This is a genomic window from Arabiibacter massiliensis, assembly GCF_902386925.1.
Classification (GTDB): Bacteria; Actinomycetota; Coriobacteriia; order Coriobacteriales; family Eggerthellaceae; genus Arabiibacter; species Arabiibacter massiliensis.
In genome coordinates this window covers 2,911,215-2,930,094 of the sequence record NZ_LR698996.1, presented here as the reverse complement: position 1 = coordinate 2,930,094, position 18,880 = coordinate 2,911,215, and the positions used below count along the sequence as shown (strand labels likewise).

17 protein-coding genes are annotated in these 18,880 nt (G+C 65.5%); 1 reads left to right on the top strand and 16 read right to left on the bottom strand.

Annotated elements, in window-relative coordinates; genetic code table 11:
- Positions 1-45: 45 nt before the first annotated feature.
- The 8 genes from loaP to FX134_RS12515 form a co-directional block, all read right to left on the bottom strand.
- A complete protein-coding gene (loaP, locus tag FX134_RS12545; RefSeq protein ID WP_080802543.1) occupies positions 46-588 on the bottom strand; it encodes an antiterminator LoaP in 543 nt (180 codons plus the stop codon).
- 202 nt (positions 589-790) lie between these two features.
- The gene (locus FX134_RS12540) at positions 791-1,381 is read right to left on the bottom strand and encodes a transcription termination/antitermination NusG family protein (RefSeq protein ID WP_172623481.1); all 591 of its coding nucleotides are present in this window, start codon (positions 1,379-1,381) and stop codon (positions 791-793) included.
- A 238-nt stretch (positions 1,382-1,619) separates the two neighbouring features.
- Complete coding sequence (locus FX134_RS12535) at positions 1,620-2,249, bottom strand: recombinase family protein (RefSeq protein WP_080802536.1); 630 nt, start codon at positions 2,247-2,249, stop codon at positions 1,620-1,622.
- A 254-nt stretch (positions 2,250-2,503) separates the two neighbouring features.
- Positions 2,504-2,719, bottom strand: a complete 216-nt coding sequence (locus FX134_RS14630; RefSeq protein ID WP_172623480.1) for a nucleotidyl transferase AbiEii/AbiGii toxin family protein — start codon at positions 2,717-2,719, stop codon at positions 2,504-2,506.
- The gene (locus tag FX134_RS14625; protein WP_172623479.1) at positions 2,707-3,465 is read right to left on the bottom strand and encodes a type IV toxin-antitoxin system AbiEi family antitoxin domain-containing protein; all 759 of its coding nucleotides are present in this window, start codon (positions 3,463-3,465) and stop codon (positions 2,707-2,709) included. The genes FX134_RS14630 and FX134_RS14625 overlap by 13 nt, the downstream gene beginning before the upstream one ends.
- A gap of 157 nt (positions 3,466-3,622) precedes the next feature.
- Entirely contained in the window at positions 3,623-4,408 is a 786-nt protein-coding gene (locus tag FX134_RS12525) for a hypothetical protein (protein ID WP_080802527.1), read from the bottom strand.
- Positions 4,395-4,643 (bottom strand): hypothetical protein, encoded by a 249-nt coding sequence (locus FX134_RS12520; protein ID WP_080802524.1) that lies wholly within the window; start codon positions 4,641-4,643, stop codon positions 4,395-4,397. The genes FX134_RS12525 and FX134_RS12520 overlap by 14 nt, the downstream gene beginning before the upstream one ends.
- Before the next feature lie 182 nt (positions 4,644-4,825).
- On the bottom strand, positions 4,826-6,322 hold the full coding sequence (locus FX134_RS12515; protein ID WP_080802521.1) for a helix-turn-helix transcriptional regulator: 1,497 nt from the start codon (positions 6,320-6,322) through the stop codon (positions 4,826-4,828).
- Between the two features lie 244 nt (positions 6,323-6,566).
- On the opposite strand from FX134_RS12515, the gene FX134_RS12510 reads away from it, so the two are divergent.
- Positions 6,567-8,237: an FAD-dependent oxidoreductase gene (locus FX134_RS12510; protein WP_080802518.1), complete on the top strand. Its 1,671-nt coding sequence runs from the start codon at positions 6,567-6,569 to the stop codon at positions 8,235-8,237.
- Positions 8,238-8,395: 158 nt separating this feature from the next.
- On the opposite strand, the gene FX134_RS12505 is transcribed toward FX134_RS12510, so the two are convergent.
- The 8 genes from FX134_RS12505 to pheS all read right to left on the bottom strand — a co-directional run bounded on the left by FX134_RS12505 (position 8,396) and on the right by pheS (position 18,568).
- Positions 8,396-9,280, bottom strand: coding sequence for a methionyl aminopeptidase (locus FX134_RS12505; protein WP_080802513.1), 885 nt, complete (start codon positions 9,278-9,280; stop codon positions 8,396-8,398).
- Between the two features lie 43 nt (positions 9,281-9,323).
- Positions 9,324-10,031: a TVP38/TMEM64 family protein gene (locus FX134_RS12500; protein ID WP_080802510.1), complete on the bottom strand. Its 708-nt coding sequence runs from the start codon at positions 10,029-10,031 to the stop codon at positions 9,324-9,326.
- Positions 10,032-10,185: 154 nt separating this feature from the next.
- Complete coding sequence (locus FX134_RS12495) at positions 10,186-11,481, bottom strand: ATP-binding protein (protein WP_080802507.1); 1,296 nt, start codon at positions 11,479-11,481, stop codon at positions 10,186-10,188.
- A 172-nt stretch (positions 11,482-11,653) separates the two neighbouring features.
- A complete protein-coding gene (locus FX134_RS12490) occupies positions 11,654-12,514 on the bottom strand; it encodes a DegV family protein (RefSeq protein ID WP_080802504.1) in 861 nt (286 codons plus the stop codon).
- 163 nt (positions 12,515-12,677) lie between these two features.
- A complete protein-coding gene (locus tag FX134_RS12485; protein ID WP_080802501.1) occupies positions 12,678-14,174 on the bottom strand; it encodes an ATP-binding protein in 1,497 nt (498 codons plus the stop codon).
- 143 nt (positions 14,175-14,317) lie between these two features.
- Positions 14,318-14,491: a NagC family transcriptional regulator gene (locus tag FX134_RS12480; RefSeq protein ID WP_143412201.1), complete on the bottom strand. Its 174-nt coding sequence runs from the start codon at positions 14,489-14,491 to the stop codon at positions 14,318-14,320.
- Between the two features lie 201 nt (positions 14,492-14,692).
- A complete protein-coding gene (gene pheT / locus FX134_RS12475; protein ID WP_080802495.1) occupies positions 14,693-17,164 on the bottom strand; it encodes a phenylalanine--tRNA ligase subunit beta in 2,472 nt (823 codons plus the stop codon).
- A 342-nt stretch (positions 17,165-17,506) separates the two neighbouring features.
- Positions 17,507-18,568, bottom strand: coding sequence for a phenylalanine--tRNA ligase subunit alpha (gene pheS / locus FX134_RS12470; protein WP_080802493.1), 1,062 nt, complete (start codon positions 18,566-18,568; stop codon positions 17,507-17,509).
- Positions 18,569-18,880: the final 312 nt, after the last annotated feature.

The window sequence follows — 18,880 nt, the reverse complement described above, 5'->3', positions numbered from 1 at the left end:
AGGGGGAGCTTCACCCCTCTCAGGATGACATCCCATGAGAGGCTTCTATTCTTTTTCTGGCCTTCGGCCGACAACGGCTAGTCCTATCTCTACGTTGATGGTTCTGCCGAACATGTCCGTCTCGATGCGCGCGGTTCCCTTGCGGCGGTTGACCTCGGTGATCCAGCCTTCGCGGCCGATCATGGGGCCTTCGGTGACCACCACGTCGTCGCCTACGATCACCGCCTTCGACAGGCTCACCACGCGGTGCTTCTCGGTAGTGAAGGCGTTGATGAGGGCCTTCTCGGTCCGATCGAGGGGAATGAAAGACTTCTCGCTGCCGAGCATGCGGGTGAACGTCGGGATCCTGCCCAAACGCTCGTTCAGCTCGCCCACGCGGCTGGTGACGGCTATCACGTAGCCGGGGAACAGGTTGCGCGTGAGGGTGCGGTACTGCCCGTGGAACTTGCGTTCCACCTGGTAGCGTGGCACGAAGCACTCTTTGAGGACGGGTTTGCCGTCCTGGGAGCGCTCGCCGGCGATCTGGGAGTTGATGAGCTCGCACGCCTTGCCCTCCTGTCCGGAAAGGACCTGGATCACGTACCACATGGAGGACCTCCTCGTTCTTGGGCGGATACGGCTTCGCCATTCGGGCCCTGCGGCCTGCGGCATCGAGAGTATTCATTCCCCTGGTTCCGCTCGGCCCGCCGATGGCACCGCCCGCGCTTCTCAGGATATGTTCGTCGCGGTTCCCCGCCGGCAGCCCAAATACGCCTCTCGCTTTGGGCTGCCGGCGGGGAACCGGGTCGTGCTAGTTCTTCACCGGGACGTTCAGGGCGGCCTGCAGCACGCAGTCGCCCTCGCCCCCTTCGTCGAAACGGAGATACGCCATCCGCTTGTGACGGTTGATCTTTCGCACGCGGCCCTCGCAGCCGCGCAGCGGGCCCCGCTCCACTTGCAGGACGCCGCCCTCGATGCGGCCCTCGCTCGCGCGCAGCACGTGCGCGTCGTCGAGCGCCGACTCGAGCCACGCCTGCACGTTCGGCGAGAGCGGCGCGTAGGTGCGCCCCCGCCTGCCCACGAGCGGCGCCGGGAACGACAGCTGCCCGAGCGCCTTCGACAGCGCTCGCACATCGCGCGTAGCCACGAACACGTACTCGCTGAACATGGGGTGCACGACGATGCGCCAGGCGCCCTCGCGCTTCATGTAGCGCTCGTACTTGGGAACGAAGCAGTCTTCCACCAGGTCGGAGCCGAGGAGCTGACGGCACTTGCCCGCCACCGCGTCCTCGCGCCCCTCGGGCACGTGGATGGCGTACCAGCGAAGGTCGCCGTCCCGCAACGGGCCGTCCGACAGAAAACCCGTCGGCAAGCCCTCGCGCTGCCGTGCCTCCGTTGCCATTACGTCCTCTCTCATGCTCGCTCGCACGCCCGGATGCCGCGACCGCCGGCGCGAACCGCGCCGGCGGTGAAGTGAAAACGTAGACTTTTTGATGCGGATGCCCGATAATCCCGTGTAGGAAAGAAACGGCAGTTCGGATGCAGACATTGAGAGATTCGCGAACGATATCGACGCGAGTCAAAAAGTCTACATTTTGGTGACGAAAATCATACGGATGAGCTCTTCGGCGCGTTTATTGTCATGAACGACGGTCTGCGGTTCGCTCGGCGTCCCTTTTGAGCCATCGATCGAAGGTGCTCACGCACACGTCCAGGTGCCGTGCCGCCTCCTTGCGGGTGATCCGGCCCGACAGGTACGCCTCCTTCACGGGCCGATAGGTGCTGGGGAGCTCGATGGCGGGGCGGCCGAAGCGCACGCCGCGCGCGCGAGCTGCGGCGATGCCCTCCGCCTGACGCTGGCGGATGTTCTCGCGCTCCACTTGGGCCACGTAGCTGAGCAGCTGCAGCATCAGGTCGGCCAGGAAGACGCCCGTGATGCCGTTCTGCTCGTTGCGCGTGTCGAGAAGCGGCATGTCGAGCACGACGACGTGCGCCTCCTTCTCCTTCGTGAGGACGCGCCATTGCTCGAGTATCTCGTTGTAGTTGCGCCCCAGGCGGTCGATGCTCTTCACCACCAGCACATCGCCGGCCCTCAGCCGCGCGAGCAGCCGGCGGTACTGGGGCCGCTCGAAGTCCTTCCCGCTCGATTTGTCGGCGAAAATGCGCGCCTTCTCCACGGGGAAGGCGGCCAGGGCGTCCATCTGCCTCCCGAGGCTCTGGTCCTTCGCCGACACGCGCGCGTATCCGTATACGATTCCTTTTCGCTCCATCGCTCACCCCATCGTTCCTGTCGAGGCAGGCCCTTTCCGGGGCCGCCTCGCCATCGGCTGCCAAAAGAAAGCCGTCGCGGCGCGGAGGCCTGACGGCATGGGGTTAATTATCGCTTGAAGCGCGCGCCGCCAGCTGAGGCTGTGCCGGGCGACGCCGCACGGGATCCATCGACGCGCATTCCGCGTTTGCCTACAGGCGTGGCGATCCCTTCATTCTTCGCAAGTGTTTCATCTTCCAGAGCGCCTCAGGGCTTTTAGACGCGGCATCCGAGCGCGCCGATATAGGAGACGTCGATGTCAACCGAAAGCCGAGGAATCTCAAGCATGAAGAGGTTGATGGCCGTGCCGCCGTGGAGAGCGAGCTTGCCGCGCAAATCGGGGTGGCGATCCATCTCCTCGAGCAAGTCGAAGAGCCGCTCGACTTTGTCTACGACCCTTGGCTGGAACTCGCCAGCATCTAGAGAATCCAAGACTTCACCTCCTCCACGCTCTCCGGAAGCCTCATATTCCACTTTCGGGACCAACCTCTCGTGGCGGTCGAGCCCTTGTCGAGTTTCGACACCACTCCCCTGCTTGCAGCCAGCAGCCTTTCCAGCACCTCGGGACGGACCCTCCATTGCTCGGATTTCGCGTCAAGCAGCCATCCGACCCGTGCCGCCATCGACGCGCTATCCTCTTCGGCGAGCTTCGCAATAAGCGCAACGTCGATATAGGACAGCGCGGAGAGCGAACGCACTGCTTCTTCGATGCCACCCGACCACTCCGGATGCTTAAGACAGTCGAAGATAGTCTGCTCCCTGCTCGTGACGAGCGCGCTGCCGAAAGCGCTTGCCCTTATCCTCCGCGTCAAAACGCCTGCTTCCGCAGCATGCGGAATGTACCTGACGTTTTTGTAGGAGAAGGCGGTCTTTGCCGCATCCGTCCTGAACCGGCATTCGAATCCCACATTGTGGGCAATGCCATGCGCCTCCAAAGCGGAATGATACGAAAGCACGGCGTCGGGGTCGAGAGCGGTCACGACCTCGTATGGGTCGACCCCTGCGCCCTCGAACCTGCCCGCATGCGAAACGAAGAGCCCCCTGCGCACCCGCTCGATCGATCCAGATGCGAGCGCAAGCTTGAGCTGCTGCTTGGCAGACGCCTGTGAATCGGCGCTTCGAAGCAAGTCCTCCATCGTGAACGCATGATGCTCCGATATGTATTCTTTGAACTTCATACTTACAGAGTATAGGGGTAAAGGTAATAAAATACTACCTTTACTAGTTAAATTTGTAAGTAAACTGCAAGTAAGAAGCATGGCGGGCGTCACCAAGCTCCCCTCCTTTTCATGCGGGATCCACCGTATCGCGAGCGCCGCGCCGCCGAAGCCGCCATCAGGCTGCCTCGGCGGGCGGGACTACGGCCAGGAAGCGTCGCCAGAAGTCGCGGCGGGCTTCCTCGTTCAGGGCGCCCACGCGGCGGGCGAGCGCGTCGAAGCGCTCCCCGTCGAAGCGATCGGGCACCTCGAGGCCGAAGGAGCGGGCGCGCAGGGCGCGGTCCTCGGACACGGTGGCCCCCACCGCCTCGGCGTGGGCCGGCGGCGCGTCGTCCTCCGCCAGCAGGAGCGCGGCCCTCCGCTGCGCCTGGCACGCCGTCGCGCGGTCGTATTCGAAGCCGAAGAACGTGAGCTCCCAGAACGCGCTCGCGAGCACCTGGTAGCGTTCCCGGGCGCACCAGGGTCCCGCGAGCTGCACGCGGTACGCGAGCGCCTCCTCCCACGGCGCGAGCGTGTAGGGGCGCTCCTCAGGCAGGGGGCCGCGCCCGCCCGCGAGCGCACGGCGCGCGGCCGAAGCGTCCTCCCCGCTGGCGAGCGCCGCCGACACGCGCCGCTCGATGAGGCCCGAGCCGGCATGCAGCACGAACGCCTCCTCCGGCAGGAGCGCCGACGTGCGGCTCGCCTTCCCCGCCCGCACGTCGCGCATGCAGGAGAGCGCCCGCCAAAGCCGCTTCTCCACCTGCCTGCGGCGCTTCGGCGGCAAACCGGCGAGCTCCCCCGCCATATGCTCCTCCTCGATGACGCGCACGAGCAGGCCGCCGTCGCAGCAGCGCAGAAGCTCCTGCAGCGTGGGCAGCCGCTTCAACGAGAGGTCCTCCCGAGCCCAAAAATCAGAGCAGCACATGGCCCGCCTCCTTCAAAAGCGCGAGCGCCTCGTCGCACGAGAGCGCGGCGATGCAGCGCACGGGGCGGCCGGCGCGCACGTCGAGCGGATCGCACGGGGCGGCGAGCGACTCCGCCGCGGAAAGCGCGACGCGGGCGCCCTCGGGCGAATCGACGGCGCACAGCGGCACGACGTCGATGACGACGAGCGCCTCGGGATGGGAGCAGCAGGGAACGGCGGCAAGCGAGTCAATCATGGCACGACACCTCTTCACAAGGCGTTCCAAAGCTTTGAGGATCTTGCAAGCGTGGTACGGGCGACGTGGAACACCGCCGCCATCTATGGGCTGCCCGACCGCGGATGCGGCGGGATTCAGCGCTTGCACTGGCTCATATGTTTGCGATTAGTATAGCACAGAAGCAGAACGTTTGTTTGGTTTTATTCGAAAAGTTCCAACTTTTCTACGAGCTCGTCGCGCGAGTGCACGTCGAGCTTGCGGTAGATGTGCCTGATGTGCGTCTTCGCCGTGCCGTTGGCGATGAATAGCTCGCGCTCGATGGAGCCCACCGTCTTGTGCTGCGCGAGCAACAGCAGCACCTCTTCCTCACGCGGCGACAGGCCGTGCTGCTTGGCCAGGTCGCTGCAGCGGCTCGCCAGCTCCTGGCGCTTCACTACGGCCGTGTTCGCCGGCGTGTCCGCGCCGCCCAGAAACGCCACGCCCCAGCGGCTCGAAAGCTCGCGCTCCGAGAACAGGATCATCGTGGCGGCCACCACCATCACCACCACGAGCCCGCTCACCACCGCGTCCGACGCCTCGAGCCCCACCGTCGACGAGTTCAAAAACGCCTCCACCTGCCGTCCGACGAGCGAGAACAGCGCCCGCACGCCGCGCTCGAGGCCGAACAGCCACACCGCCGACATGCCCCAGCGATAGCACAGGTTGGCCATGATGAGCATGATGAGGATGGAGAACGCCGTGTACGACGCGCTCGTGCAGAAGTCCGACGCTGCCTGCGTGAGCACGCCGACGTTGGGCAGGATGAGGAACGCCGCCACCATGAGCGGCAGCGCGATGCGGTAGATGAAGGCGAAGTCGAACTTGCCGCCGCGCGCGATGACGCCGAAGAACACGACGGCCGCCACCGCCACCGTGCCGAACGCGGAGTGCGGCCCGAACGTCGACTGGTACATCGACGACTCCTTCAGCCCGTAGGCGAAGGCGTATACGGCCATGAGCAGCACGATCTTCCACGGAAAGGAGAAGCGCGTGGGGTGCGTGCTCGGCAGCTCGTCGCCCGGCAGCGCGCGGAACCCGGCCGCCACCGCGGCGAGCGATGCCACGGGCAGCACGGCCACCACCGCGCCGAGCCACGTCACGGCCATCCCCCGGCACACGTAGATGACGAGCGCCGCCACGATCATGGACGCCGAGTAGTACAGCGCCACGCGGAACGGGTTGAGGCACCCGTACAGCTCCGACCACAGAAGGATGACGATGGCAATGCCCCATCCGCCGAGCGCGACCGCCGGCACCGCGAGCGCGAAGGCGAGCTCGGGCCAGGCGATGGAGGCGAACATGCAGCACGTCGACGCGACGAGCGCCGCACCCGCACCGCCATATAAAGGCTTGCGCGCGAAGTAGGGCCCCGTGCGCTTCGCGAGCGCGGCGCACACGAGCATCGTGGCTATCATGACGAGGTCGAACGCGTCGTGGCCGGCGACGCCCGCTGCGGGGAACTTCACGAACGAGCCCACGAACACGATCTCGATCCAGGCGCGGTAGACGCCCAGCCCCAGAAACGCGAGCGGGATGGCCGGCAGCCACGGGAACAGCGGCCCGGGAGGCCTGGGGCCCTCGTCCTCCGTGCGCGCGGGCTCGGGCGGCGGCGCGTCCTGGACGTCGTGCGGCTCCCGACCCTCTTCCCCTTGCTTCATGCGGGCGATCCCTCCTTGATCGTTTCCGGCGGTTTCATTGTAGCGGAAACGCCTCGCCGCGCAAGGAGCGCGTGGGCGGCCCTTCGCCACGGAACCGTCGTTTCCCCAGCTCACCGATAGGGTGATGCGCGCGGATGATGCAAATCATCCCCCGTTTCGACTCGATGGACGAAAGACAGGCGGCACCGGCGGCGCTAAGGTGCGCTTCGAGGGATCAATAGAAACCGGATCGAAGGAGGACATCATGGGAAAGCATTCCGAAGGCACCGGCATCAGCCGTCGCGACCTGTTCAAGTTCGGAGGCATCGCCGCCGCAGGCGCCGTGGGAGCGGGCGCGCTCGCCTCGTGCGCGCCGCAGGCCGCTTCAGGCGCGGGCGGCTCGGCTGCGGGCGCGCCGGCCGCGGGCGGCGAGACGGGCACGGCGGCGGGGCATCTGCGCGGCGGCCTGCCGAGCTTCCTCGTCAAGCCAGAGCCCATCACCGACATCAAGGAGACGAAGGACTACGACGTGGTGGTCATCGGCGCGGGCGCGTCGGGCGTGCCGGCGGCGCTGTCAGCCTGCGAGGCCGGCGCGAAGGTGGCGCTTCTGCAGAAGGAGAGCCAGGCCATCAGCCAGGGCAACTCCGGCAGCGGCATCGACCTGGCCACGAGCGACCCCGCCGACATCGCGAACCTCGTGTCGCAGCTCATCGTGGACAGCCAGCACCGCCCGGACCGCGAGCTCGTGGAACTGTGGGCGCAGAACTCCGGCGAGGCCGTGAAGTGGGTCATCGAGAAGTCGGCCGAAAGCGGCGCGCCGGTCATCGACCAGGGCAACCAGCAGCACATGCCCCTCATCAACAAGAAGGGCTACCAGATCAACTTCATCACGTCGTTCTTCGGCCCGAAGCCCCTCAACACCGGCGACGGCATGCGCGCGCTGGCCGCCACCGCCGAGAAGGAGGGCGTCGAGATCTTCTACTCCACCCCCGCCGAGCAGCTCGTCACCGACGAGTCCGGCAAGGTGACGGGCGTGGTCGCGAAGGGCGACGGCGGCTACGTGCAGTTCAACGCGTCGAAGGGCGTGATCGTGGCCTGCGGCGACTACCAGAACGACGAGGAGATGCTCTACTACTACCAGCCCGACATGACCAACCTCGAGCCCAAGCAGACCAACAAGACCGGCGACGGCCACAAGATGGTGGTGTGGGCCGGCGGCAAGATCGAGGACCTCGCGCACACCAAGATGCTCCACGACTTCGACGCGGGCCCGGCCTCCATGTGCGACATGCCGTTTCTGGCCGTGAAGAACGCCACGGGCAAGCGCTTCGTGAACGAGACGGTGGAGATGTCGCTCATGAACTGCTACCTGCGCAGCGCCGAGGACGCGGGCCACTACTGCCAGGTGTTCGATAGCAACTACATGACCGCGGCCGCCGAATGGCCCGGCAAGCTGGTGGACCCCGAGGGCCTGAAGGTGTACATGCCCGAGGAGGACGTGAAGCGCGAGGGCGTGTTCGAGGGCCAGATCAACACGTTCAAGGCCGACACGCTGGAAGAGCTGGCCGACAAGCTGGAGATAGCCGACAAGGCCGCGTTCGTGGAAACCGTCAAGCGCTACAACGAGCTGGTGGCCGCCGGCAAGGACGAGGACTTCGGCAAGCCCGCGCAGTACCTCGTGCCCGTGGACACCCCGCCCTTCTACGGCATCCACCGCCACGTGCGCATGAGCGCCATCTGCTCGGGCGTGGACGTGAACGCCAAGCACGAGTGCCTCACGCCGGAAGGCGAGGTCATCGAGAACCTCTACGCCGTGGGCAACTGCTCGGGGCGTTTCTACGGCGGCATCGACTACCCGCTTACCGTGTTCGGCCTGAGCCTGGGCCGCTGCTACACCGAAGGCTACGTGATCGGCAAGATGGTGGCCGAGAAGTAGTCCCTGGCAAAAGCCCCCTCCCTCCCCGGAAACGCCCGGCCCGCAGATCGCGGCGCCGGGCGTTTCGCAAAGCCTTTCCGTGCGCATCTTCGCTCCAAAAACACGCGTCAGCGCGCGAGGCGTGTTTTTGGAGCGAAGATGCGCACCTGGAGGCTTGTCTACCAGCTGAGGAGCTCGTAGCCGTCGTCGGTGACGAGCACTTGCACCTCCCACTGGGCGGTGTCGGAGCCGTCGGCGGTGCGCACGGTCCAGCCGTTGGGGTCGCTCATATCGATGGGCTGGCCGCCGGCGTTCACCATGGGCTCGATGGTGAACACGAGGCCCGGCACGAGCACCATGCCGGTGCCCGCCTCGGCCACGTGGCTCACGAACGGATCCTCGTGGAAGTCGAGGCCGATGCCGTGGCCGCCGAACTCGCGCACCACCGTGAAGCCGCAGCTCTGCGCGTAGGCGTTCACCGCCGCGCCCACATCGCCCAGAAGCCCCCACGGCTTGATGGCGGCGAGGCCGGCTTCCATGGCCTTCTTCGTCTCCTCCACGAGGCGCCGGCGCTCGGGCGACACCTCGCCGATGCAGAACATGCGCGACGAGTCCGAGTAGTAGCCGTCCAGGATGGTGGAGCAGTCCACGTTCACGATGTCGCCCTCGGCGAGCACGTGGTCGTCCGACGGGATGCCGTGGCACACCACCTCGTTCACGGAGGTGCACACGCTGTTGGGGAAGCCCTCGTAGCCCAGGTCGGCGGGGATGCCGCCGTGCTCGACGGTGTAGTCGTGCACCCAGCGGTCCACCTCGCCGGTGGTCGTGCCGACCCCGATGCGCTCGGCCACGTAGTCGAGCACGCCGATGTTGATGGCCGCGCTTTTCTTGATGCCCTCGACGTCGGCCGGCGTCTTCAGCAGGCTGCGCGCGGGCACCTCGAATCCCTGGTCGTAGAGGCCCTGTAGGCGCTCGTCGAAGTCGCGGTGGCACTTCTTGTACTTCTTGCCGCTGCCGCACCAGCATTCGTCGTTGCGGCCGGGGGTGGGTAGTCCGTCGTACATAATAGTATGCTTCCTTTCGCTCGCGGGCTATTGTACCGCGAACTCACGCGTTGTCGTCGGGCTTTCGCGCGGATCGGCGCCGGGCACCATGGTAGACGAGCATCCCCGCGAGCACGAGCGCAGCCGTGACGGCGAACACGATAGCCGTGGCCCGCCAGTCCCCCGCCGCCGCGTAGGACGAGGCGAGCGTGGCGGCCACGACCGATGGCAGCCGCCCCACCGTGGTGACCGCCACGAGGTGCGCAGGGCCCATGCCGGCAAGCGCGGCGAAGTACGCCATGACGTCCTTCGGCAGACCGGGGATGAAGAAGGCCACGAGGATGGCCAGGTCGAAGCGCTGCGACCGCTCGAGGCGCGCGAGCTGAGCGCGCCGCTTCGGCGAGAGGAAGAGCTTGAGCACCTTATCGCCCCAGCGCCGCACGATGAGGATGATGGCGATGCAGCCCACGACGCTGGCCGCGAGGTAGACGAGCGCGCCCTCCCAGAATCCGAACGCGTAGCCCGCCGCCAGCTCGAGCGGCTCGCTCGGCACGATGATCGTGACCTCCTGCAGCACCACGAGCGCTCCCAGCGCGACGGGCGCGAGCGGACCCAGGCGTTCCACCTGCTGCTGGACGAGATGCCCGTCCGTGAGGAAGGCGAGCGCTTCGCGACCGTGCAGCGCGAGCAGGACGACGACGGCAGCGAGGACGGCCGCGAGCACCGCGATGACGACGATGCGCTCCCGCCGCAGCCGCTTCTCGTCGTCCATCGCCCGCCGCCTTTCTTCGCCATGTCGAACCCTGACCCCCGATTGTCATACGAAGCGCGTATGCGAAGGTGGGTATCTGGCAACAAGTGGGCAAGCAAGAGGAAACAAGCGGGTCGGTCAGGGTGCCTGAGCTGAAACCGGTTGGGCAATCCGTTTAGCTCCCCACGCAGAACGCCGCATACAGCGGCACGCTCTTGATCCCGTTTGCAAACCCGAAGTTCTTCGTAGACAGCCTTATAGCCAGCGAAGGTTGATACTTTCTGCGATATGATTCCAAACTGCGCGCGGATACATTGCCTCCCGACTTCACCTCCACCGGTACCGCACCCCCTTCAAGCTGCACCACGAAATCAACCTCGCTCTTGCTCGCTGTCCCCCAATAAAACGGCTCGAGCCCCGCCGCCAGAAACTGCTGCATGACGTAGTTTTCGGCGACCCCCCCTCTGAAACGCGAGCCTTTATCCGAAGCGGGCGCAAGATCTTCCGCATCCAGACCCTGCAACGTCGAGAGAAGCCCCACATCAAGCAAGTAAAGTTTGAAGAAATCATGCTTTGTATACGCCTTCAACGGCTTCTTCCCTTCGCTTACGCGATAGCAAAACGAGACCAATCCCGCCGCATGAAGCCAGTTGATGGGGGCTTCATACTGAAAAGCGCGCGCCGAGGAGGCAATGGTGGCATACTGGAACTTGTGGTTCTCCTTCGCAAGCTGCTCGGGAACGCTGCGCCATACATTGAGTATCTTGGCCGAATCCAGCGGACTTGCATACTTCGTCATATCTGCCAGGTACGCGTCGGCTATCCCCTGCTGAATCGCGCGCACCGCAAGAAGGGAGAACTCCTCGACATAAGACCGCACCGCCTCCGGCAAACCGCCGACCAGCACATACTCACGGTAGCGAGCGAGAGCTTCATCGTGCAGCCCCAAAAGGGCATCCTCGCGATAGGCGCCCCTGATAAGGCCCGCCAGCCGCTCCTCGCCTGCGGCCCAGAGAAACTCCTCGAAATCAAGGGGATGGAGAGGCAGCTGGTCCACTTTCCCCACCGGGAACGAATACTCGTCTCTGCCCAACGCCACGCCAAGCAAGCTCCCTGCCGCAACCACGCAATACTGCGGAGCTCGCTCGCAGAAGTATTTGAGCGAGGTTAAAGCTCGGGGGCAAGCCTGGATTTCGTCGAAGAAGATAAGGGTTGAGCGAGGGTCGATCTCCTTTTTGCCCACAGCTTCAAGCTGGGGAAGAAGCGTCTCGGGAGTAATGTCGCCGTCGAACAAGGCGCACATATTCTTTTGCGCAGAGAAATCGATATACAGGGTGCTTGCGAACTCTTGTCTAGCGAAAGCAAGTACGGAATAGGTCTTACCCACTTGCCGTGCGCCGCTTATGACGAGCGGCTTTCTTGTCGCAGACTCTTTCCAGGCACGCAGCTTCGCGTCTATCTTACGCTTCATGGCACCTCCCCGTCACACAATGCAGATGCACTAAATCGAAAAATCGTTACTATTGTAACGTTTTTTCCGGAAATTTCGTTAAAGTTGCAACGAAATTTCCATTTCTGCACAGAGAAGCGTTCTCTCGGCAGTTTGAGAAGTTGGTCAGCGGGCGGGTTTGGCGAACGCCGGCTCAGCCCTGGCGTTTGGCGCAGCCGATGCCGAGGGCACCGGGGCCCACGTGGCAGGCGATGCTCAGAGGCAGCCGGTCCACGTACACGTCGTCTGTGCCGAAGGCCTCGCGCATCTCGTCGGCGAGGGCGAGCGCGTCGGCCTCGCGGTTGGTGTGCGCCACGTAGAGGTGCACGTTCTCTACGCCGCCGAAGCGCTCGTCCACGTCGCGCGCGAGCGCCTTGATCATGGTGCGCTTCGCGGCCTTCACCGACTTGGCGACGGAGAACGCGTCGAGCTTCTCGCCCTGGATCTGCAGCACGGGCTTGATCTTGAGCACCGAGCCCACAGCCGCGGCCGCCGGCGTGATGCGGCCGCTCTTGCGCAGGTGATCCATCGTGTCCACCATGAGGTAGATGCTGGCGTCGAGCCGCGTCTCCTCGAGCCGCGCGCGGATCTCCTCGGCGGAGCGCCCCTCGCGCGCCCACCGAAGCGCGTCGAGCGCGGCCTCGCGCTGCGTCACCGATATGCGCTGGTTGTCCGCCACCTGCACGCGGCCCTCGAAGTGCTCGGCCAGGCCGCGCGCCGTCTCGCAGGAGCCCGACAGCCCGCTTGACATGGGGATATACACCACCGCGTCGTGCGTTTCCAGCAGGTCGCGCCACCTCACGCCCAGATCGACGATGGAGGGCTGCGAGGTGACGATATTCGCGCCGGCCTCCTGGAGCTCGTAGAAGCGCGCGGCGTCGAGGCTCACGCCCTCGAAGCACTCCTCGCCGTCCACGACGAAGGGCATGGGCACCACGTGCACGCCCAGCCGCGCGGCCTCGTCCGCCATGATGCCGCTGTTCGTGTCCGTTGCGATGGCGATGCGCTCGCTCATGTCCTCCCCCGCTCTCCGCATGAGAAAGCGGCGGGATCCTTCCCACCGCCCGTCCGCGGAGCCGTTGACGCTCCGCACGTTTTCGTCACTCCATTATGACCGAGTGCCGACCCCCGGCATGACGCAGGCTCACGCCGCCCACACCATCTTCACGGACGGGACCCTACTCCACGTACTCGTAGCGTCGCGTTCGGCTTTTCGCGGGCCCGGTGGGCGTCAACCTGCCTTCTTTCACAAGCTCGTTTATGCGCTTGACCACCGTGGCCCTCGAAAGCTTCGTCGCCTCCTGCGCCTCGCGTGCGCTGATAGAACCGTTTTTCCGCGCCAGCTCGAGGATCGACCGCACCGGTTCCGTCAGCGCATCTTCGCTTGCCGCTCGAGCGCGTTTCCCCTCGTTTCGATGCATCGTGAGCGTGAAATAGCCAGGGCGGTCCTCGGGGTCGGGGGGCTCCATTCCGTTGGCTGCAAGCTTCCGCTCGATTTCAAGATACCCGGTTCCCTTGTTTTCCACGACGTACTGAGCCTCTCCGAGCGGGCGGGGATAGGGCGTACTTGCGAGCAGACGCGAGAGGAACTCGTTGCGGCTTGACGACACGCCCAGCGTTCCCAACGTCTCCACCGTCACCGCGCCGTACAGCCCGCCCGGATTGAACACCTCCAGCCGATCGGCGAACATGTTGACCTGGATCTGCGTTCCCCAGGCTTCCGGAGAGTAATCGCGGTGCATGAGCGCGTTCGCAACCGCCTCGCGGACCGCCTCCAAAGGATAATCGGGGACATCGCGCCGGAAGGCCCCTTCTATGACGGCGCCCGTTCGCATGTTGCGCTGCACGGCCGCCACCGCTTCGGCGACCATCACGGGTATGGGACCTATTATCTCGGAGGCGTCGAGGAAGCGCTGGCCCGATTCAGACACTTCTGCCTTTTTCGTTCCAGGATAGAATGCGAAAGAGACGTTGAGCCGCGGGAAGTATTTTTGCGGAAACGTCCCCAGCGCCATCAGGCCGGCAACGGTAGGCCGCAGGGCGCCTTGCCCATCGGGAGCCAGCGCGCGTAGACCGACAAGAGCATCTTCGTCATCAAACTTGCCGAAAACGGCAGGGTGCAGGGCCCTTTCACGTGCAAGAAGCTTCGAGGCCAATTCCGTATCAAGATCGGACGCTTCCGCTTCTTCAACCACAAGGATATCATGCCGCGGCTGTCTGCGCTCTTCAAGCAATCGGTTTATCTCGTAGTGGGTGAGCTTGCGATCACCGTCGCCCGTCCTGATAAATGAGCCGTCGTAGAGACCACGCGCCTTCACATAGCAGGGCTTGTCGAAAGGCGGCAGCTCTTCGACGACCGCCATCACGACGGGAGCCCCATCGCATGAGACGATTTCGATATCCGGACGAAGAGCGGGGACGAGCTTCTCATTGCAAAGGTTGGCAAGAGCGTCTTGGATGCGCTTCGCGTCGAATCCTTGAGCGGGATGAAAGCCCTCTTCTTCCGAAACGCCGAGGATCAGCACGCCGCCTGAGCCGTTGGCAAAAGCCGAAAGCGTTTCGACCGCATCTTTCGGCAACCCGCCAACGGCGCCTTTCACTTCGCAGCGCTGCGTATCCGTACCCGATGCCCTGCAAAGCGCGAGGACCTCGCGGAGTTCGCTCGATTCGTCCATGACTGCCTCTCTTTATCGCCTTAGTGTGGCATGTGAGCAAGAATACTATAAAGATAGAAAGATATCTATAATGATGCAAAGAAAACTATAATGATAGGTAGCATGAAAAATAGAGAAAGCGATACCGTCTTCGCGGCCGCTCGCTAAGGACGCAGGCAGGTGATGAGCACGACCAGAAAGCCGTCGTCGCGGCGGTACGCGTAGCCACCGGGCGTGATGACGGCGCAGAAGGACGGAGGCCCCATGATGCCCTCGTCGATTTTGCTCAAAAGCTTGAGAATGTTCGCAGCTGCCTCGTCGACGAGGCTTGCGCTCATCTTCACCTCAAGCAGGGCGCAGCGACCGTCGTCCAACGCGATGACGCAATCGCAGCCACGACCATCTCCTTGCAACGACTTCAACCCACTGTTTGCAACGTTTTTGACCCACTGTTTGCAATTTTATGAGAGGGTGACAAAAAAGGCCCGCGCTCTTGCGAGGCGCGGGCCCCTGGGGCTCATGCGTTCGAACGGCCTACGCTAGCCGCGCACCTCGGCGCCGGTGGCGGCGCTTACCTTCTGCACGAGGCGGGCGTGCGCCTTGTCCACCTCCTCGCTCGTGAGCGTGCGGTCGGCGGCGCGATACGCCAGCGCGAAGGCCATGGACTTCTTGCCCTTGCCCACGCGCTCCTCGTCGCGATAGACGTCGAACAGGCGCGCCTCCTCCAAGAGCTTGCCGCCCGCCGAGCTCATGCACTGCATGAGCTTCTCGCAGGTCACGCTCTCGTCCACCACGAACGCCACGTCCATGGACACCGCCGGGAACGTGGGCACGTCCACGTACTCGCGCGCGGGGCGGGCGGCGCGCACGAGCGCCTCCACGTCCAGCTCGAACGCCACCACCGGCGCCTGCGCGTCGAAGGCCTCTACGGCCAGCGGGTGCAGCTCGCCCAGCCAGCCGAGCTCGGTGCCGCCCGAGAGCACCGCCGCCGCGCGGCCGGGCTGCAGGTGCGGGGCCTCGTCGGCCGAGAGCGCCTTGAAGCGCAGCTTCGGCAGCGCCAGCTCGCGCGCGAGGTTCTCCACCACGCCCTTGCCGTCGAAGAAGTCGAACGCGGCGGGCGCGACGCTCCACCCCGCGTCACCCATGGCACCAGCCAGCACGCCGGCCAGGCGGCGGCGCTCCTTGGGCTGCTTCTTGCCCTCGTGCGCGAAGAACACGACGCCCTCCTCGTAGAGCTGGACGTTCTTCACGCCGCGGCTCTGGTTGTACGCCACGCTGCGCAGGAGGCCGGGGATGATGCTCTGGCGCATGATGGACTGGTCGGCGTTGAGCGGGTTGATGAGCTCCACCGGCTCGCCCAGGCCCTCGGCCGGCATGCGCAGACGCTCGAGGTCGCCCGGCTCGGCGAACGAGTAGGTCATCGTCTCGTTGAGGCCGCTGGCGCGCATCGTGTCGTTCACGACGTCCTTCACGTGCTCGGCCCGCGTGCGGGTGCCGAAGCGGCCGCGGCCGCCGGGCAGCGTGGCCGGGATGCGGTCCATGCCCCACAGGCGCAGCACCTCCTCGTACAGGTCGATCTCACGCACGAGGTCGGGGCGGAACGTGGGCGCGGTCACAGCCAGCACGTCGGCATCGGCGGTGCCGGCCACCTCGCAGCCGAGGCGCGCGAGGATGTCAGCGACGAAGTCGCGCGGGATGTCGGCGCCCATCATGGCGCAGAAGCGCGGGATACGGAACTCAAGCTCCACCGGCGCGGACGGCAGCGGCCACTCGTCCACGATGCCCGCGTCGTCGCCCGCGGCGGCGCTCACCGTGCCGCCGGCCACCTCAACCATGAGCGCCGCGGCGGCGGCCGAGCGCGCCTCGATACCGTGGTCGTCCACGCCTCGCTCGTAGCGCAGCGAGCTCTCGGAGATGAGGCCCAGGTTGCGGCTCGTGCGGCTCGTGCGCCCGGCTTCGAACGTGGCGGCCTCCAAGAGAATGTTCGTCGTGGCCTCGGTGACCTCGGTGTCCAGACCGCCCATGACGCCCGCGAGCGCCACCGCGCCGAGCTCCGGCGTGGAGATGACGGTCATGTCGGACGTGAGCGCGCGCTTTTCGCCGTCGAGGGTGGTCAGCTGCTCGCCATCGGCGGCCGCGCGGACCACGACGTGCGCGAGGCCATCCGCGTTCGTGAGCTTGTCCAGGTCGAAGGCGTGCAACGGCTGGCCGAACAAAAACAGGATATAGTTCGTCACGTCCACGATGCTGTTGATGGAGCGCTGGCCGATGGCCGCAAGGCGCTCGACCATCCAGTCGGGGCTCGGCCCCACCTTCACGCCGCGGATGACGCGCGCGGTGTAGCGCGGGCAGCGCGCCGGCTCATCGATGGTCACGCGCACGGCCTGGTCCACCGGCACGGCGCTGGTATCGAGCACAAGTTTCGCCGCCATATCGGCGAGCGGGTCGGTCCAGTCGCGCTGGTACATCGCGCCCACTTCGCGCGCGAAGCCGGCCACGGAAAGACAGTCGGGGCGGTTCGGCGTGATCTCCAGGTCGAGCACCGTGTCGGACATCTTGGCGTAGTCGGCGATGGGCATGCCCACCGGCGCGTCCTCGGGCAGCACCCAGATGCCCGCGTGGTCGCCGCCCATGCCCAGCTCGCGCTGCGAGCAGCACATGCCGCTGCTGGCCTGCCCACGCAGCTTCGACTTCTTGATCTTGAAGTCGCCCGGCAGCACCGCGCCCACGGTTGCCACCGGCACCTTGATGCCGGCCGCGATGTTCGGCGCGCCGCACACGATCTGCACCGGCTCGCCCGCGCCCACGTCCACCGACACCACGTGCATATGGTCGCTATCGGGGTGCGGCTCGCACGTGAGCACGTGCCCCACCACCACGCCGTCGAGCGCCGCGCCCGTCTTCTCCACGCCTTCCACGCCCGTCCCCGTCAAATCGAGCCGGTCGCAGAACGCCTTCATGTCCGAGGGGACGTCCACGTACTCGCTCAACCACTTCAAAGAAACTTTCATATCAATTCCTATTCTCTATGCGCGCAGAGCGCATGCTGTTCCAAAACCACTGTCGCGCCTTCGGCGCTTCTTTAGAAGGATCCTTCGACTCGCTCCGCTCGCTCAGGATGACAAGGGCAGTAGCTCCGCTCCGCTCAGGATGACAAGGGCTCGCAGGCTCACCCTCTCCACCAAACCCACGTCTGCCTGAAGCACTCCCAGCAAGCACGTCCTCCCAGGTCGTACCGCGCAACCGCGTCAACCGTGCGAAGGGACGCTTGGCGACGCCCACCAAGCGAGTTCCGCAGCGCAGCGAGGACTGTCCGAGCGACTGGGCGTCGCCAAGCGTCCCGCCCAGCAACCCTAAAACTGCCGCAAAAACCGCATGTCGCCCTCAACCAGCATGCGCAAATCCGGCACGTTGTACTTCAGGCAGGCGATGCGCTCCACCCCCATGCCGAACGCGAACCCGGAATACTCCTCCGGGTCGATGCCCGACATCGAAAGCACGTTGGGATCCACCATGCCGCAGCCGAGGATCTCGGTCCAGCCCGTTCCCTTGCAGAAGCGGCAGCCCTCGCCGTGGCAGATGCCGCAACTCACGTCCACCTCGGCCGACGGCTCCGTGAACGGGAAGAAGTGCGCGCGGAACCGCGTCTTACGCTCGAATCCGAATATCTGCTTGCACAGATAGTCGAGCGTGCCCTTCAGGTCGCCGAACGTGATACCCTTGTCCACCACCAGGCCCTCGATCTGCGTGAACTGCGGCAGGTGCGACGGGTCGGCCACGTCGCGGCGATACACCTTGCCCGGCGCGATCACGTAGATGGGCAGCTCCTGGTCTTCCATCGCGTGCACCTGCACGCCGGAGGTCTGCGTGCGCAGAAGCACGTCGGACTCGCCGCGCACGGCCGCCTTCTCGCCGGAGCGGTCCACCACGTAGAACGTGTCGGCCAGGCTGCGGCTCGGGTGGTCGGCCGGGGCGTTCAGCGCCTCGAAGTTGTAGTAGCACGTCTCCACCTCGGGGCCGGTGGCCACCGAGTAGCCCAGGCCGAGGAAGATCTCGGAGATCTCGTCGGTGATGGCGTTGATGAGGTGGCGCGTGCCCATCTGCTGAGCGCGGCCGGGCAGCGTCACGTCCACGGCCGCTGCGTCGATGGCGGCCTCCAGCTCGGCGGACTCGAGGGCGGCCTTGCGCTCGGCGAGCGCGGCCTCCACCTCCACGCGCACCTCGTTCACCGTCTTGCCCACGGCCGCGCGCTCCTCCTTGGGCACCTGCCCCATGCTGCGCAGGTAGCCCGTGAGCGTGCCGGCCTTGCCAAGCACGGCCACGCGCACCTGGTCGAGCGCAGCGGTGTCGGCCGCCTGTGCTACCGCGGCCAGCGTCTGCTCGCGCAGCGCCGCCAGTTCCTCCACAATTGCCATGTTCGCTTCCGTCCCTTTCGTTCGCCCTTATACGAAAAAGAGCCCTCTCTCGCCCCTGACCTGCGGGATTCGCATCCCTAAGATCCAAGGACGAGAGAAGGCTCTCGCGGTACCACCCTGGTTGACGGCCGCGCGCACGCGGTCCGCCCGCTCGTTTCGCCCTATGACGGGAGCAACCCGGCACGGCCTACTGCACGTCCGCGCTCGCGCGCCCCGCGTTCAACCCTGCTGCTCGGAAGGGAATCGCCGCGCCCGTCGCCCGGGTGCTTTCAGCCGGTGGCACCCGTCTCTGCTGGCGACCGCTCGTCGCGG